Source organism: Silvimonas iriomotensis (genome assembly GCF_014645535.1).
Lineage (GTDB): Bacteria > Pseudomonadota > Gammaproteobacteria > Burkholderiales > Chitinibacteraceae > Silvimonas > Silvimonas iriomotensis.
Window position 1 is genome coordinate 88,152 of the sequence record NZ_BMLX01000001.1, and the last position, 15,319, is coordinate 103,470.

Here is a 15,319-nt window from a genome sequence, read left to right on the forward strand (position 1 = left end):
AAAAACGGAGCCGTGGGCTCCGTTTTTTTTTGCGTGGCGTCTCAGTACGGCAGCTTGCCGCTGGCCCGCAGGGTTTCGCCGATGGCTTTGGTCAACTGGGCCTGGGCCGCGGCGATGTCTCCGGCGTCTTTGCTGTCTACCGCCCGTGAGACCGCATCAAACGTCACCTGCCAGGTTTCCTTGTTGGGCGTTCTGGGGCTTTCTTTTTTGGCCAGGGCGTAATCCAGCGCGCTTTCCAGGTTATCCAGATGCGTATGCAAACCGCCAGTTTCGCCGGTTTCAATGGGCGGGGAGAGGGGGGTGAGGCTCATGGCAGACTCCTGAGGAAAAACAGGCACCGGCAGGGCCGCCGGCAAGGGGAAAGATGAGGTTCAACTCTCAATCTGGCACAAGGCTGCCCTTTGTCCAGTCACATGGCATGTCGGGTTGACAGGGTGACAGGGCTGAGCCAGAACCCATGCAGGACCACCGGGATAGCGTGGCCACGGGGGCGGGCTTGATAGGGGAGAACCTCTGGAGGCGCCAGCATGGCTACACGTATTCGTCAGGATGTCAGCAAGTTAGCCCAGTGGGATGCCACCTTGCTGTGGTACGCCAAAGCCATGGCCGAGATGCAAAAACGGCCCATCAATGATCCGGCCAGTTGGCGTTATCAGGCCGCCATTCACGGTTATCAGCGCGAGCAAGACCCGTTTGCCAGTGACAGCGATACGCTGCCCGCGGCGGCCGATCAGCGCACGTTCTGGAGCCAGTGCCAGCATTCGTCCTGGTTCTTTTTGCCCTGGCATCGCGTGTACCTGATCTGTTTTGAGTCCATCGTCGCCGCCACGGTGGTCAAACTGGGCGGCCCGGCGGGGTGGTCGCTGCCGTACTGGAATTACAGCGACAGCAGCAACCCCAATGCCAGGCGGCTGCCGGCGGCGTTTGTCCTGCCCACCTTGCCCGATGGCAGCCCGAATCCGCTCAATATCAGCGCCCGTGCGCCCAATGACAACGGCGATATCGGCATGACGCCGGCCGAAGTCGATCTGGGTTGCCTGCGCGATGCGCTTTACACCGGGATTGCCGATGGCGGTCACCCGGGGTTTGGCGGCCCCAGAACCGGCTTTAACCACGGCAATGGCCCCACCGGCGGGCTGGAGAAAACCCCGCATGGCGATGTGCATGTGGCGGTGGGCGGCGACAGCGGTTTGATGAGTGCGTTCGAGACCGCCGCGCTGGACCCGATCTTCTGGCTGCATCACGCCAATATTGATCGCCTGTGGCAGGTGTGGCTCAACCGGCAGTCATCGCACCGCAACCCGACCGATGCGGCGTGGCAGTCGGCCAGCAATGCCCGATTCCAGTTTCACGACGCCAGCGGCCAGATGCAGACCTGGGTGCCCAGCCAGGTGCTCGATACCACCAACGCGCTTTTGGGGTACCAGTATGAAGACACATCAGACCCGTTTGCCACGGGGGCGCCAGTGAACGTGCATGCCGCCGTGGGCGGCCCGATGGGCGCGGTGGTGCAGCAGCCGGCAGAACTGGCGGGTGGCACCTCGGCGGCCCATGCGCTCAGCAATGCGCCATCGACCGCGCAGGTGCCCTTGCATCCGGGCGCCAGCGGTGTGCGTGGCGCGGCGCTGACCTCCGCCCCGACGCGGGTGTATCTCAACCTGGAAAACATCACCGGCAGTGGGCGGCCAGGCGGCTACGGGGTGTTTCTGAATGCGGGTGATGCGGCGACGCCACCGGCGCAGTCAGACCCGCGCTTTGCCGGCACGTTGCCCATGTTCGGGGTGCAGGCGGCGTCCGGTAGCGATCTGCTGCATCAGGGTAGCGGGCTGACCTATGTGCTGGATGTGACGCAAGTGGTTGACCATCTCAAGGCCGCCAACGCCTGGGACCCGCATCAACTAAGCGTGACCTTTGCCCCGTTGCGGGCAGGGCAGCAAGCGCCGGATCTGCAGGTCGGGCGCATCAGTCTGTATTACGGGGACTGAGTTGGCTGCGCTGCGGCAATGGCTGGCCTGGCACCCGGAGTGGCTGGCGCTGGCCGTGTGCGCTGCGGCGTGGTCGGTGCTGCTGGCCGGGGCCGGTGGTGCTATGCCGGCGCTGGCTTTATGTACGGCCAGCGGCGTGATCAACACCCGCGCCACGCCAACCCTGGCCGGTGGTGTGCTGATGCTGCTGGCGATGATGGCACCACGGTGGCTGATGCCGTTGCGCCACGTTGCCTTTCGCAGTCTGCACGCGCGGCGCTTGCGTGCCATGGCGCTGTTTGTCATGGGCTGGCTGGCGCTCTGGCTGCTGGCCGGGTGGCCGTTGTGGTTGTTGCCGGCCAGGGTTGAAGCGCCGCCAGCGGTGGTGATGGGTCTGTTTGTGCTGGCAGCACTCTGGCATGCCGTACCGCTGCGCCAGCGCTCGCTCGCACGCTGCCATCGCACGCAACCGCTGGCCTTGTCCGGCTGGCGGGCCGATGCCGATTGCATTCGCTATGGCGCGCAGCAAGGCGTTGATTGCCTGATCAGTTGCGGCCCGCTGATGCTGGCGCTGGCTGTGGCGCCGCCGGCGTTGTGGCTGATGCTGGCGGCCAGCGGGCTGATCGCGGCAGAACTGGGCTGGCCGCGCTTTGCCGGCCGTCGCGCCGCGCTGGTTACCGTGTTGCTGGGCCTGGCTGCGCTGGTGTAACCGGGTTGGCGCCGGCAACGCCTTCATCGATGGGCAGTTCGATCGTGAACGTCGAACCCTCGCCCGATGCGCTATCAAGGCGAATGCGCCCGTTATGGGCCTCTACAATCTGCGCCACGATAAACAGGCCCAGGCCCAGGCCGCCTGATTCACTGGTGGCCGAGGCGCGCTCGAACACCTGAAAGATGCGCGCCTTGTCCTGCGGCGCAATGCCCACGCCTTGATCGCGCACCGACAAGCTCACCCGGTCATCCTGGCGCGTCAGCGAGATCTCCACCGGCTTGCCATTGCCATAACGGATGGCGTTGGTGATGAGGTTGGAAATCACCTGATCCAGCCGGTAGCGATCCCACAGGCCGGTAATGCCATCCGTGATGTTGACCGTATAACTATGGTTCGACAGCGTCAGCTGCTCGGCAAAACGCTCGACGATCTCATGCGTGAGTTCAGACAGATCAAAGTGGGTGGTGGCGTAGGTCAGCTTGCCCACGCGAATGCGCGAGACATCCAGCATGTCGTCAATCAGCCGGATCACGGTCTCGACCAGGCGCGAATCGGTCTCGATCATCTTGCGCAGTTTGTCGGGCGCAAAGGCGTCCTGGTTGTCGCGGTCCAGATGGCGCTGGCGCAACTGGTTTTGCAGTTTCAGTGTCGCCAGCGGGGTTTTCAGTTCGTGCGAGGCAATGGCCATGAAGTCATCGCGCACGCGTACCGCCTGCTGCAGTTCGCCCTGGGTTTTTTGCAGTTCCAGCAGCAGTTTTTCCTGGGCCGCACGGCTGTTTTCCAGCGCTTGCAACTGGCAGCGCAGGGCAAGGCGCTGCTGGTGCAGTTCGACAAAAATATTGATCTTGCTGCGCACGGCGTGGGCATCGAGCGGTTTGTGCAGGAAATCCACCGCACCGCTCTCGTAGCCTTTGAAGACAAAGTGTTCCTTGTTGCCGGCAGTCACAAACACGATCGGCACATGCTTGGATTTTTCCGTCCCACGCATGTATTCGGCCAGTTCAAACCCGTTCATGCCGGGCATTTGCACGTCAATCAGCGCCAGCGCGAAGTCGTGCAGCAAGATCAGCTCCAGCGCCTGCAAGCCCGATTGCGCGGTGTGGATTTCCAGCATGTCGCTGCGGATCAGGGCTTCCAGCGCGAGCAGGTTCTCCGCCAGATCGTCCACCACCAGAATTTTGGCCTTGGCTGTCTGCATCGCTTTATCCATGAACAAGGGCGGCCAGGGCCGGGCCGATTTCCCTGGCGGGCAAAATGTGGTCCACCGGGGTTGCCTTCAGCGCGCAGGAGGGCATCAACGGCACCTGGGCGTCAGCCGGGTCTTGCACAATGGTGACGGCACCGGCCGCAGCCAGCGCGGCCATGCCGGCGGCGCCATCGTGATTGGCGCCGGTCAGCAGTACGCCCACTGCTTTTTTGCCCAGCGCATCAGCACCGGACTCAAACAGCAGGTCGATGGCAGGGCGGCAAAAATGGACGGGCGGATCGTCGTTCAGGGTCAGTTCACCTTCCGGTTCAACCAGCACATGATAATCGGGTGGTGCGAAGTAAACATGACCGGCGCTCAGTTGCACCTTGTCATGGACTTCGGTCACCGGCAAGGCCATGCGCGGCGCGAAAATGTCGACCAGCAGGCTGGGGCTGCTGGCCGGCAGGTGCACAACGATGACCACGGCGGCAGCAAAGCTGGCGGGCAGGCTGGGCAGAATCAGCCCCAGCGCCTCCACGCTGCCGGCCGAGCCGCCCATGAGGACAGTCTGCGGCAAATGACGGGTATCTCGCGGTTGCAGGTGCATGGTCATGTTTTCCGGAACACGCGCTCGACTTTGGCAAAGGCTTCAAACTGGCTGGCGAAATCAGAGAACTGGACTGTTTCCTTTGAACCCAGACCCAGAAAGCCGCGATGCACCAGCGACTGGTGAAACAAGCCGAACGCGCGGTTCTGCAGCGCCTTGTTGAAATAGATCAGCACATTGCGGCAAGAGATCAGTTGCACTTCGGAAAACACGCTGTCGGTGGCCAGGCTGTGATCGGCAAAGGTGACATTGCGCCGCAATTGTTTGTCGAACAGCACCGAGCCATAGGCCGAGGTGCAATAGTCCGACAAGGCGCGCGTGCCGCCTGCCAGCGCGTAATTGCGTTCAAACAGGCCCATGCTTTCCATCGGGTAGATCCCGGCTTCGGCCTTTTGCAGGCTGTGCGGGTTGATATCCGTGGCGTAAATGATGGCGCGTTCCAGCAGGCCTTCTTCCTTGAGCATGATGGCCATGGAATAGACTTCTTCACCCGTGCTGCAGCCGGCAATCCATACCTTGATTGTGGGGTAGGTGTGCAGGATGGGCAGCACCTGTTCGCGCAGCGCCTTGAAATAACCCGGATCGCGGAACATCTCGCTCACCGGGATGGTGAGGTATTGCAGCAGCGCGGGGAAACAGTCGGCATCGTGGATCACCCGGTGCTGCAACTGGCTGACGGTCTCGCAATCAAATTGCTGCAGCGCGTGCGCCACCCGCCGCTTCATGGAAGCGGGCGAGTAGTTGCGAAAATCGTAGCTGTACTTGAGGTAGATGGCCTCAATCAGCAAGCGCAACTCGATATCGAAATCGGCGGCAGCGTACATGTCGTTCATGCCAGGGGTGCCGGTCACAGGCGGCTCAGTTTGGGCATCCAGACCCGGATCAGCGACAGCAGCTTGTCCAGGTCTATGGGTTTAGCCAGATAATCGTTGGCGCCGGCAGCCAGGCACTTTTCCTGGTCATCACGCATGGCGTTGGCGGTGACGGCAATGATGGGCAGACGCGCAAAGCGTTCGTCAGCGCGGATCTGGCGCATGGCGGTGTAGCCATCCATTTCCGGCATCATGATATCCATCAGCACCAGATCGATTTCCGGATCGGTATCCAGTTTTTCCAGCGCATCGCGCCCGTTACGGCCAATGATGATCTGCGCGCCCTTGGGCTCCAGCGCGCTGGTCAGGGCGAAGATGTTGCGCACGTCGTCATCCACCACCATGATCTTGCGTCCTTCAAAGGCTTTCTCGCGGCTGCGCGCCACCTTGAGCATTTGCTGGCGTTCCGGGGCCAGCGTGGTTTCTACGCGGTGCAGGAACAGTGTCACTTCATCAAGCAGCCGCTCTGGCGAGCGGGCGCCCTTGATGATGATGGAGTGCGAATAGCGGCGCAGTTCAGCTTCTTCTTCACGGCTCAAGACGCGGCCGGTATACACAATCACCGGCGGGAACGCGTAAGAGGTATCGCTGGCCATGCGCTTCAACAGTTCATAACCGGCCATGTCCGGCAAGGTGAGATCAACCACCATGCAATCAAAGTCGGTCTTTTTCAGATGCTCCAGCGCGTCTTCAGCCAGCGCCACTGCCGTGATTTTCACGTCTTCATCGGCAATCAGCTTCATCATGCTTTCGCGCTGCAGCGGGTCGTCTTCCACCACCAGCACGTGCTTGATGGCCTGCGCGAGCTTGGCTTCAATCCGCCCGAACACGCGGCGCAATGCTTCGCGATCCGTCGGCTTGAGCGCATAACCGATCGCCCCGGCCTGCAGCGCAGCGTGGCTGCTGTCGATACCGGAGATCACGTGCACCGGAATATGCCGGGTGCGCGGTTCTTCCTTGAGCCGCTCCAGCACGGTCATGCCCGATTGATCAGGCAGTTTCATATCCAGCATGACCGCGTCGGGCATGTAGTTCAGCGCCAGATCAAAGCCTTTTTGCGCGGTATCGGCCAGCAGGCAATCAAAGCCCAGTTCTTTGCCCAGCGTGTACAGAATGCGGGCAAAGGTGGCGTCGTCTTCAATGATCAGCACTTTGCGCGCATCCGGGCGCAAGGTGTCGCGGTCATCCGCCACGACCGTGGCCGGGCGGGCGTCGTCCGGCGCGGGCGGGGTGATGGGGGCCGATACAGCCGCCGGTGCCGCGTGGCGGGGCGCCGGGGCGACGTGTGCATCATCAGCCTCTGCCGGCAGCGGCAGGGTGAGCGGCACAATCAAGGTAAAGGTGCTGCCGGTGCCCGGGGTGCTTTGCACGGTGATGCTGCCGCCCAGCAGGGTCGCCAGATCACGTGAAATGGTCAGCCCCAGACCGGTGCCGCCAAACTTGCGGTTGGTGGCGCCATCGGCCTGGTGGAAGGCGCCGAAAACCGCTTCCAGTTCGTCTTCGGCAATGCCGATGCCGGTATCGGAGACCGCAAACGCCACCTGACCGGGCGCATGCAGGCCGGCCACAATGTGGACGCTGCCTTTTTCGGTGAACTTGATGGCATTGGAGAGCAAGTTCTTCAAAATCTGCTGCAAACGGGCCAGATCAGAAACAATGGTGCGCGGCAGGTTGGCCCGCGCCACCACTTCAAGCTCCACGCCCTTGCTTTGCGCCAGCGGCTTGAACATGCTCTCCAGCCCTTCCAGCAGGCGGGCGGTAGAGACATCCTCGGGCCAGATATCCAGCTTGCCGGCTTCGACCTTGGACAAATCCAGAATGTCGTTGATCAGCGTGAGCAGATCATTGCCGGATGAATAAATAGAGCTGGCAAACTTGACCTGTTCTTCCGTCAGATTGCCGGCCGGGTTGTCGGCCAGCAGCTTGGACAAAATCAGCGCGCTGTTCAGTGGCGTGCGCAATTCATGCGACATATTGGCCAGGAACTCGCTCTTGTAGCGGCTGGCGCGCAGCAGTTCATCGGCCCGTTCTTCCAGCTGCACATGGACCATGCGCAGGGCCTCGTTGCGCACATCCAGTTCATCGCGCTGGGTTTGCAGGGTTTGCGTCTGCTGTTCCAGTTGATCGTTGTTCTGTTCCAGTTCGACCTGCTGGCTTTCCAGCCGCGCCTGGGATTCCCGCAAGGAACGTGACTGTTCTTCCAGTTCTTCGTTGGCGACCTTCAGTTCTTCTTGTTGCGCTTGCAGTTCTTCATTGAGCTGCTGGGTTTCGCTCAACATGCCTTGCAACTGCTCGCGGTATTGCGCGCTATCAATGGCGGTGCCCATGCTGTGGGCGACCAGGTTGACGAACTCTTCGGCCAGGTCTGGCATGGCGTTGCTGAATGACAGTTCCATCACCAGGTTCACAAAGCGATCGCCGCGTGCCGGCACCACCAGCACGGCGCGTGGCTTGCTGGCGCCCAAGGCAGAGGAAATGCGCAGATAGTCATCCGGAATATCGCTGAGCAGCATGATGCGGTTTTCCGCAGCGGCCTGGCCGGCAACCCCTTCACGCAGTTCAAACTCGCGCTGGCTTTCCAGCGTGCCTGCTTCCAGCGCGTACTGGCTGACGCGGGTGAAATGCTGGCGATCGGTACTGATATATACCGCACCCACCGATGCACCCAGAAAACGCACCATGAAGTCCAGCATATTGGCGGCCAGCGTGGTGATGGCCTGCTCGCCCAGCATGACCGTAGCCAGCTCGGTCTGGCCCTTGCGCAGCCAGCTTTGCCGTTCCAGATGCAAGGTGTGCTCGCGCTGCTGCTCCAGGGTTTCGCCATAGACATCAGACAATTGCCGCAACTGGCGCCGGCCACTGAGCACCAGAATGACACCAGACAACAGCCCGATCCCGATGGTCAGCCCCAATAGCCAGGTGACGGTGTTTTCAACATCAACATTGCGCTGCGCCCGCAGGGCTTCTTCAGTCTGGATGATCTGGCTGAAAAAGCCGCGCAACTGATCCATCTGCGCCTTGCCGGCTTCAGAGGTGATGTAATCCGTGGCGCTTTGCTGGTTTTCCTGACGGGCCTTGATCACGCGCTCGGCATAGCTGCGCCACAGTTTGTAGCGCTCTTCGGCGCGGGTGAAGAAGGCTTGCTGGTTGGCGTTGTCGGTGGTGAGCGCTTTGGCCTCGTGCAGGATATCCAGAAATTGCTCGCTGGAGTTGGTATACGGTTCCAGAAAACTGGCTTTGCCGGTCAGCACATAACCGCGCAAGCCGGTTTCGCCATCAATCAGCAACTTGCTGGCGGTGGTGGTTTTGCTGATGACCAGGTCGGCATGATCAACCCAGCGGCTGACGCTTTGCAGATACAGGACAAGGCCGATATAGATGGCCGAGGTGACCGCCGCGACAATGAGCGGCGCCAGGACATTGCGCGCCAGAATCCGGCGGAACGTTTTTTCAGGAATCGACAGATCGGTCATGGCATTCATTGTTGTTGTGTTACCGGGCCGGTTGAAAAACGCGGGCAGATTTGCCGCGCAATGTGGGTCAGGCGCGATGATGTCACGAGAGGGCGTGTAAGGATGTAGGCGTAACGCCTACACACAGGATAGTTCAGCGGTGGTTTTTCTTTGGAGGCACGGTTGGGGGGGGATTTGGAGGGATTTGGGGCGGTAGCGACAATCCACGTGCTGCAGCCTTTAATGGCTTAACTGGTGTTAGCGCCTGACGGCGCGGTGTTTTGATACCGGCGGTGGCCGGAGCACGTTACTTTCTTTGCTTCGCCAAAGAAAGTAACCAAAGAAAGGCGACCCCGGCGACGGCGCTCGCTGCGCGAGTTCCCTGTGCTTCTCGCAAGGCGCGGCTGGCTACGGGAACTCGCTTCGCTCAGACACCCCTCCGCCGAAACCCCGCGCCTTGCTGCGATGCTCGACGCAGTCAAAGGGGCCCAACGTCAAAGGCAACCGCAACCCCGAAAATCAACTGCAACTGCAACTGCAACCCCAACAGCAATCCCGAGGTGAGCGCTTGCAGGTATCCGGTCAGGCCCGTTCGGCAATGGATTGCCGCACGCTGGCAAGTACGGCGTCGATGTGGTCCAGGTCAAACGGTTTGGGCAGGCATTGGGTGTTGGGCATGTTTTGTACGAAGCCAGATACGTCATGCCCGGTGGAGATGATCAGGTGGATGTCCGGGTAGCGGGCCAGGGCGTCGCGGCCGAGTTCGATGCCGGAGCGGCCGGGCAGGCTGACGTCGGTCAGTAGTACGTCGTAGTGTGCCTGCGCCAGGGCGGCCAGGGCGGCTTCCGCGCTGGCTACCGGGGTCACCGGCAGGCTCAGTTCCTCTACCAGATATTCCACGATGGTCGCGCGGAGCATCTCGTTGTCTTCTACGTAGAGGATCGAAAGTCGATCTGCATTCATCAGGGTCTCGCAAGTTGCGGCAACTTGAAAAAATGGCGGATAACCGGCCTTGCCATAGTGCAGGCGGGTGTGAGTCATGCGCTGTAGGCGCTTGCTGATATCGGTGTGGGACAGACCGCGACGCAGCATGTTGCTGCGACGTGCGGCCGTTCAGCGGGTCAGCGGGTTGCCCGCGTCGGGCACGAACAGATAACCGACACCGCGCACGGTGCGGATCAGGGTTTCGCCCAGTTTCTTGCGCAGGTGGTGCACGTGTACTTCCACGGCGTTGCTGCCGACTTCTTCGCCAAAACCGTACAGGCTGTCTTCCAGCTGGGTACGGGTGCGGGCAATGCCGCGGTGTTCGACCAGATCTACCAGCAACAGATATTCGCGCGGGGAGAGGGTGATCAGCCGGCCTTCCAGCGTGACGGCACGCGCGGCGGGGTCGATGGTGAGGTTGCCGGCTTCGATCAGCGGTTGGGCGCGGCCATGGGCGCGGCGCAGCAGGGCGCGCACGCGGGCGATCAACTCGGCAAGGGCGACGGGTTTGACGACGTAATCATCTGCGCCGTTTTCCAGCCCGGTAACGCGCTCGTTCACCTGGTCACGCGCGGTCAGGATCAGCACCGGCATGTCGCGGCGTTGTGCGCGCAAGGTGCGCAACACGCTGATACCGTCGCGGCGGGGCAGGCCAAGGTCAAGCACGACGACCTCATACGGCACCGTGGTCAGCGCGGTCAGCGCTTCTTCGCCATCGGTAATCCAGTCTACGGTAAAGCCGGCGTCGCGCAGCCCGGCGGCTACGCCATCGCCCAGCAGGACATCGTCTTCAACCAGCAGTATGCGCATGTGGGTCCACGGGGTACGGGGCAGCTCGAAATCCGGCTGCTGTTATCGACACGCAGTGTAGCGCGTTGTGCCGCCAGACCTGCACTTTTATGTTGATCCGGGTTGCCGGTTTTTGGCGTGCGCGCCGGTAGGCCATTGCCTGAGTTGACGCCGCTGTCATGCATAGGCAGCATCACCGCACAGTGGATGACACACAGTCAGACCCGGCCATGGCGTCAACAGAAGCGCTGCCCGGTGGAGAGTCAACTATGGATAACAGACATTGCATCCTGATTCTGGATGACGATGCAGAGGTACGACAGTGGTTGAAAACGCTGCTTGAAGACGCCGGCTTTACCGTCTGCGCATTCGGCCAGAGCAGCGGTTTGTTCCAGCACCTGGCCACGCAACCGTATTCGCTGGTCATTCTTGACCTGAAGCTCAAGGGTGAAGACGGCATGACCGTCGCGCGTGAGCTGCGGCAAAAGTCCAATGTGCCCATCATCATGATCAGCGGGCAGGGCGACGAGACGGATCGCGTATTGGGGCTGGAACTGGCGGTCGATGATTTCATCAACAAACCGTTTTCCGGGCGCGAACTGCTGGCCCGCGTGCGAGCGCACCTGCGCCGCAGCACCGAGTTGTCGCAACCGCGCGCCAGTGCAGATGCCGGCGTGCGCTATGGTTTTGGCGACTGGGTGCTGGATATGGGCAAACGCGTGCTGGCCCGCAATGGCTGCGAGCCGTGCTCACTCACGCGGGGCGAGTTCGCCATTCTGGCGGCCATGGTGCAGCAGCCCAGCCGCATCTGGTCACGCGATCAGTTGCTGGAGCACACCCGCGGCATCGAGATTGACGTGTATGACCGCACGATCGACGTACTGATTCTGCGCCTCAGACGCAAGATCGAGCCCAACCCGCGCCTGCCCGCGTATATCCGGACCGAGCGCGGCGAAGGGTATATGTTCGCCACTCCGGTTACCCGCTTGTAGAGGGCCCCATGCGCGCTTTGCGTTCGCGTTTGCCTGACCGCATGCCCAGCATCCGCACCCGGCTGATCGTGGCCTTTTTGCTGCTGTTTCTGGTCACGATGTCGGTTGCGCTGGTCGGTGTCATGGGCATGCGCGCCAACCAGCGCGCGCTGGATGAATACGAAGCCAACGTGGTGCCGGAAATCGCCCGCGTGCTCAAGCTCTCTGAAAAAGTCGCCCAGGTGGCGGCCATTGCGCCGGGCATGGCGGGCACAGACTCGCCCGATCTGTTGCGCAGTGATACCGAGGTACTGCACAACCTGCTGCGTGATATCCGTGTGCTGAGCATGGATCTGCCCGAGCGCACGGCCGACCAGTTGGCCGCCAATGCCGAACTGGACGGGATCGACCGCGATCTGACGCGGCTGATGGTGCAATCGGGCATGCACCGGCTGTTGCAACGGCGCCTGAACGAAGAACGGCGCGACGCCGACAACGCCGGCAACGAGATTCTGCGCCGCCGTCACGAAGTCGCCCGCAATGCGCCCACCCTGCTGAATCTGTGGGTGGTCACCATGTCGGCCTTCCAGGCGACGGATTTCACCACCCTGGGTGTGGCCGAAAGTGACAGTGAAGCGCTGTGGATGCGGGTGCGCGCCTTGGGCGAAGACCAGCGCGAGCCGGAACTGGCCGCGCTGCTGCACAAGATTGGCGAAGGGCCGGATAACGCCTTCAGTCTGCGCAATGAGTTTTTGACCAGCGAACAGCGCATGACCTATCTGGTGCAGCTGATCCGCTCGCACGCGGACCAGCTGGACGAGCGCTCGGCCAGGTATGTGGAAGAACTGCGCCAGGTGGCCGAACGCCGGCACGAAGGCGTGCGCCGCGTGGTGGCTTCCAGCGAGTCCGGCTTGTGGCTGCTGGCGGCCGTTGGCGTGGTGCTGGCCATTCTGGGCGTGACCTATGTGGACCGTGTCTTGCGCAAACTGCAGCGCATGACCCGCGTGCTGGCGCGCCTGGCGTCGGGCCATACCGAACAACGTATCCCCTCGATTGACCGCAAGGATGAAGTGGGCGAACTGGCGCGCGCGTTTGAGGTGTTCCGCGCCAACATGCTGGAAAAACAAAAGCTGACCGAAGGCCTGGATAGCCAGCAACGGCTGCTGGAAACGGTGTTCCGATCGATGAACGACGGCGTATCGGTGCACGATGGCGAAGGCCGGCTGGTGGGCTGGAACCCCATGTTCCAGGCCGCGCTGGGCATGCCCGATCAGCGTTTGCATATCGGCATGACGCTGCTGGAACTGCGCAAGGCCTTGCCGGTGCAGGCGCGCTGGCGGGCAGTGTCGCGCCGCACCGCCACCCGGACCACCGACCGGCAAACGCGGATTGCCGCTGCGGCCGAACTGCATTTTGTGGACCAGCGCATTCTGGAATTTCACTGTCAGGGCATGCCCGGCGGCGGCTGGGTGGCGGTGTGCCGTGATCTGACGGCCCGGCGGGCGGTCGAAGCTGATCTGCGCCAGGCCCAGAAAATGGAAGTGCTCGGCCAGTTGACCGGTGGTGTCGCGCATGACTTCAACAACTTCCTGGTGGCCATTCTGGGCAACCTGGAAATGCTGGAAGACAAACTGCAAAAGCAACCTGAAGCGCTGGGCATGGCCGAACTGGCACGGCGCTCTGCCGAGCGCGCCTCGCAACTGACGCGGCGGTTGCTGTCGTTTGCCCGACGCCAGCCTTTGCAGGCCGAAGTGGTGCAAGTAGACGACATGCTGGCCGAGATGCTGGACCTGATCGAATACGCGGTGGGCACCGATATTGAAGTGGTCATCAAACCCGTGACCAGCAAGCCCAGTGTGAGTGTGGACCGGGGGCAACTGGAAAACGCCATCCTGAACCTGGCGCTGAACAGTGCTGCCGCCATGCCCGGCGGCGGCACGCTGACGCTGGCGGTGGAAACCCGCACCAACCCCGAACGCCTGCCTGCGCTGAAAGAAGCCGTGATGATTTCCGTGATTGATACCGGCACCGGTATTCCGCCGGAACTGGTGGACAAGGTCATGGAACCCTTCTTCACCACGCGCCCGCTGGGCGAGGGCAGCGGGCTGGGGCTGTCGAGTGTGTATGGCTTTGTGCGGCAAAGCGGCGGTGATGTGCAGATCCAGAGTTCGCTGGGGCAGGGGACCACCGTTTCTTTATGGCTGCCATCCAGCGCCCAGGACGCCCAGACCCACGAGCATGGCCGGCCCATGCTGAGCAGCCAGGCCAGCGGCCGGGTGCTGGTGGTGGAAGACGACCCCGCCGTGAAAGACACCGCGCTGGCCATGCTGCGCACGCTGGGCGCGGATGCGGTGGGTGTATCTGGCGCGCAGGAAGCGCAGGACTGGCTGTCACGCAACGAGCCGGTGGAGCTGGTGTTGTCGGATATCTCTTTGGGGAACGGTGGCAACGGCATCACGCTGGCGGCCGCCATTGCCCGCCGCTGGCCGCAGACGCGCGTGGTACTGATGTCCGGCCTGCCGCTGGAAACCCACCGCGCGCATCCGGCCTGGCGCGAGGGCCAGACTTTCCTGGCCAAGCCCTTTGTACGGGCTGATCTGGCGGCCTTGCTGGCCTGATCTCTTTTGCCGTGCAATCCGCAAAAAAAAAGCCCCGCAACGCGTGCAGGGCTTGAACTATGGACTTCCAGACTGGAGAGATGAGTACCTGAGAAGATATTCAGGTGCGCACTATAGGGGGGGATTGTTACGGGGGGATGAAATCTATCATTGCAACTGTTTCATTGGTGGTGGTGGGGCGGGAGTTCGCTGTGGCTGGTTGGGAATTTTGAAGTGCCTGGTTGGTTTGTTTGTTTGTTGGTTTGTTAGCGCCTGACGGCGCGGTGGTTTTGATACCGGCGGTGGCCGGAGCACGTTACTTTTCTTTGCTTCGCCAAAGAAAAGTAACCAAAAGAAAGGCGACCCCTGCGACTGCGCCCTTCGGGTTCCCTGTGCTTCTCGCGAAGTCCGGCTGGCTCCAGGGAACTCGGGCTTTGCCCTCAAACACCCTTGCGCCGAAACCCCGGACTTCGCTGCGATGCTCGGCGCAGTCAAGGGGGGGCAAGTCAAAGGCAACAGCAACCCCCAAAGCAATAACAACCCCCAAAGCAATAACAACCCCAAAACCGACCCCAAAACCGACCCGACCCCGGAAATCAACGGCCACTACCACCGCCAATTCGGCCCGCATCCCAAAGCTTCGTCATTCCGGCCTTGAGCCGAAATCCAGCAGGGCCGTCGCAGGTGGCCACGGTCGGCAATCCATTTAAAACCCGAATTCCGACAATCCGGCATGTTCGTCCGGCCGCCGGCCCAGGGGCCAGAAGAATTTGCGGTCGGTTTCCTTGATGGGCGCGTCGTTAATGCTGGCGTGCCGTCGTGTCATCAAGCCGTATTCGTTGAATTCCCAGTTCTCGTTGCCATAGCTGCGAAACCATTGCCCGGCGTCGTCGTGCCATTCATAGGCAAACCGCACCGCGATGCGGTTGTCGGTGTGGGCCCAGATTTCCTTGATCAGGCGGTAGTCGAGTTCGCGCTGCCATTTGCGTTCCAGAAAGGCTTGCGCCTGGGCGCGGCCGTGGACGAATTCGGCGCGGTTGCGCCATTGGGTGTCTTCGCTGTACGCCAGCACCACGCGGGCGGGGTCGCGGGTGTTCCAGGCGTCTTCGGCGGCGCGGACCTTGGCGATGGCGCTGTCCAGTGTGAAGGGCGGTAGTGGCGGGCGGGGTTGCATGATGGGCT

Annotated in this window: 12 protein-coding genes; 4 read left to right on the forward strand and 8 right to left on the reverse strand. The window is 61.8% G+C overall.

Translation table 11 applies throughout. The features are described 5' to 3' along the window. Nucleotides 1-41: 41 nt before the first annotated feature. Nucleotides 42-311, reverse strand: a complete 270-nt coding sequence (locus tag IEX57_RS00390; RefSeq protein WP_188701201.1) for a hypothetical protein — start codon at nucleotides 309-311, stop codon at nucleotides 42-44. 216 nt (nucleotides 312-527) lie between these two features. On the opposite strand from IEX57_RS00390, the gene IEX57_RS00395 reads away from it, so the two are divergent. Together IEX57_RS00395 and IEX57_RS00400 are read left to right on the forward strand one after the other, a co-directional pair. Further along, on the forward strand, nucleotides 528-1,985 hold the full coding sequence (locus IEX57_RS00395; protein ID WP_188701203.1) for a tyrosinase family protein: 1,458 nt from the start codon (nucleotides 528-530) through the stop codon (nucleotides 1,983-1,985). 1 nt (nucleotide 1,986) lies between these two features. Beyond that, the gene (locus IEX57_RS00400) at nucleotides 1,987-2,673 is read left to right on the forward strand and encodes a copper chaperone (RefSeq protein ID WP_188701205.1); all 687 of its coding nucleotides are present in this window, start codon (nucleotides 1,987-1,989) and stop codon (nucleotides 2,671-2,673) included. On the opposite strand, the gene IEX57_RS00405 is transcribed toward IEX57_RS00400, so the two are convergent. The 6 genes from IEX57_RS00405 to IEX57_RS00430 form a co-directional block, all read right to left on the reverse strand. After that, nucleotides 2,639-3,874, reverse strand: a complete 1,236-nt coding sequence (locus tag IEX57_RS00405) for a hybrid sensor histidine kinase/response regulator (RefSeq protein ID WP_188701207.1) — start codon at nucleotides 3,872-3,874, stop codon at nucleotides 2,639-2,641. The genes IEX57_RS00400 and IEX57_RS00405 overlap by 35 nt on opposite strands. A gap of 4 nt (nucleotides 3,875-3,878) precedes the next feature. Next, nucleotides 3,879-4,478, reverse strand: coding sequence for a chemotaxis protein CheB (locus IEX57_RS00410; RefSeq protein WP_188701210.1), 600 nt, complete (start codon nucleotides 4,476-4,478; stop codon nucleotides 3,879-3,881). After that, the gene (locus tag IEX57_RS00415; RefSeq protein ID WP_229708525.1) at nucleotides 4,475-5,323 is read right to left on the reverse strand and encodes a CheR family methyltransferase; all 849 of its coding nucleotides are present in this window, start codon (nucleotides 5,321-5,323) and stop codon (nucleotides 4,475-4,477) included. Before IEX57_RS00415 ends, IEX57_RS00410 begins: the two co-directional genes overlap by 4 nt. After that, the gene (locus IEX57_RS00420) at nucleotides 5,320-8,826 is read right to left on the reverse strand and encodes a response regulator (protein WP_229708527.1); all 3,507 of its coding nucleotides are present in this window, start codon (nucleotides 8,824-8,826) and stop codon (nucleotides 5,320-5,322) included. Before IEX57_RS00420 ends, IEX57_RS00415 begins: the two co-directional genes overlap by 4 nt. Before the next feature lie 552 nt (nucleotides 8,827-9,378). Then, nucleotides 9,379-9,759: a response regulator gene (locus IEX57_RS00425; RefSeq protein ID WP_188701212.1), complete on the reverse strand. Its 381-nt coding sequence runs from the start codon at nucleotides 9,757-9,759 to the stop codon at nucleotides 9,379-9,381. Nucleotides 9,760-9,909: 150 nt separating this feature from the next. Further along, a complete protein-coding gene (locus IEX57_RS00430; RefSeq protein WP_188701214.1) occupies nucleotides 9,910-10,590 on the reverse strand; it encodes a response regulator transcription factor in 681 nt (226 codons plus the stop codon). A 248-nt stretch (nucleotides 10,591-10,838) separates the two neighbouring features. Between IEX57_RS00430 and IEX57_RS00435 the strand changes: the two genes are divergently transcribed. Then, nucleotides 10,839-11,561: a response regulator gene (locus tag IEX57_RS00435; RefSeq protein WP_188701216.1), complete on the forward strand. Its 723-nt coding sequence runs from the start codon at nucleotides 10,839-10,841 to the stop codon at nucleotides 11,559-11,561. An 8-nt stretch (nucleotides 11,562-11,569) separates the two neighbouring features. After that, nucleotides 11,570-14,158, forward strand: coding sequence for an ATP-binding protein (locus tag IEX57_RS00440; RefSeq protein ID WP_188701218.1), 2,589 nt, complete (start codon nucleotides 11,570-11,572; stop codon nucleotides 14,156-14,158). A 685-nt stretch (nucleotides 14,159-14,843) separates the two neighbouring features. Here IEX57_RS00440 and IEX57_RS00445 read toward each other — a convergent pair. Next, on the reverse strand, nucleotides 14,844-15,311 hold the full coding sequence (locus IEX57_RS00445) for a nuclear transport factor 2 family protein (protein WP_188701220.1): 468 nt from the start codon (nucleotides 15,309-15,311) through the stop codon (nucleotides 14,844-14,846). Nucleotides 15,312-15,319 lie beyond the last annotated feature (8 nt).

Excerpts from the sequence above, each read along its gene's own strand:
- IEX57_RS00425 (WP_188701212.1), bottom strand. The coding sequence starts at position 9,759 with ATGAATGCAGATCGACTTTCGATCCTCTACGTAGAAGACAACGAGATG.
- IEX57_RS00405 (WP_188701207.1), bottom strand. The coding sequence starts at position 3,874 with ATGCAGACAGCCAAGGCCAAAATTCTGGTGGTGGACGATCTGGCGGAG.
- IEX57_RS00395 (WP_188701203.1), top strand. The coding sequence starts at position 528 with ATGGCTACACGTATTCGTCAGGATGTCAGCAAGTTAGCCCAGTGGGAT.
- IEX57_RS00435 (WP_188701216.1), top strand. The coding sequence starts at position 10,839 with ATGGATAACAGACATTGCATCCTGATTCTGGATGACGATGCAGAGGTA.
- IEX57_RS00445 (WP_188701220.1), bottom strand. The coding sequence starts at position 15,311 with ATGCAACCCCGCCCGCCACTACCGCCCTTCACACTGGACAGCGCCATC.
- IEX57_RS00440 (WP_188701218.1), top strand. The coding sequence starts at position 11,570 with ATGCGCGCTTTGCGTTCGCGTTTGCCTGACCGCATGCCCAGCATCCGC.
- IEX57_RS00420 (WP_229708527.1), bottom strand. The coding sequence starts at position 8,826 with ATGAATGCCATGACCGATCTGTCGATTCCTGAAAAAACGTTCCGCCGG.
- IEX57_RS00410 (WP_188701210.1), bottom strand. The coding sequence starts at position 4,478 with ATGACCATGCACCTGCAACCGCGAGATACCCGTCATTTGCCGCAGACT.
- IEX57_RS00430 (WP_188701214.1), bottom strand. The coding sequence starts at position 10,590 with ATGCGCATACTGCTGGTTGAAGACGATGTCCTGCTGGGCGATGGCGTA.
- IEX57_RS00390 (WP_188701201.1), bottom strand. The coding sequence starts at position 311 with ATGAGCCTCACCCCCCTCTCCCCGCCCATTGAAACCGGCGAAACTGGC.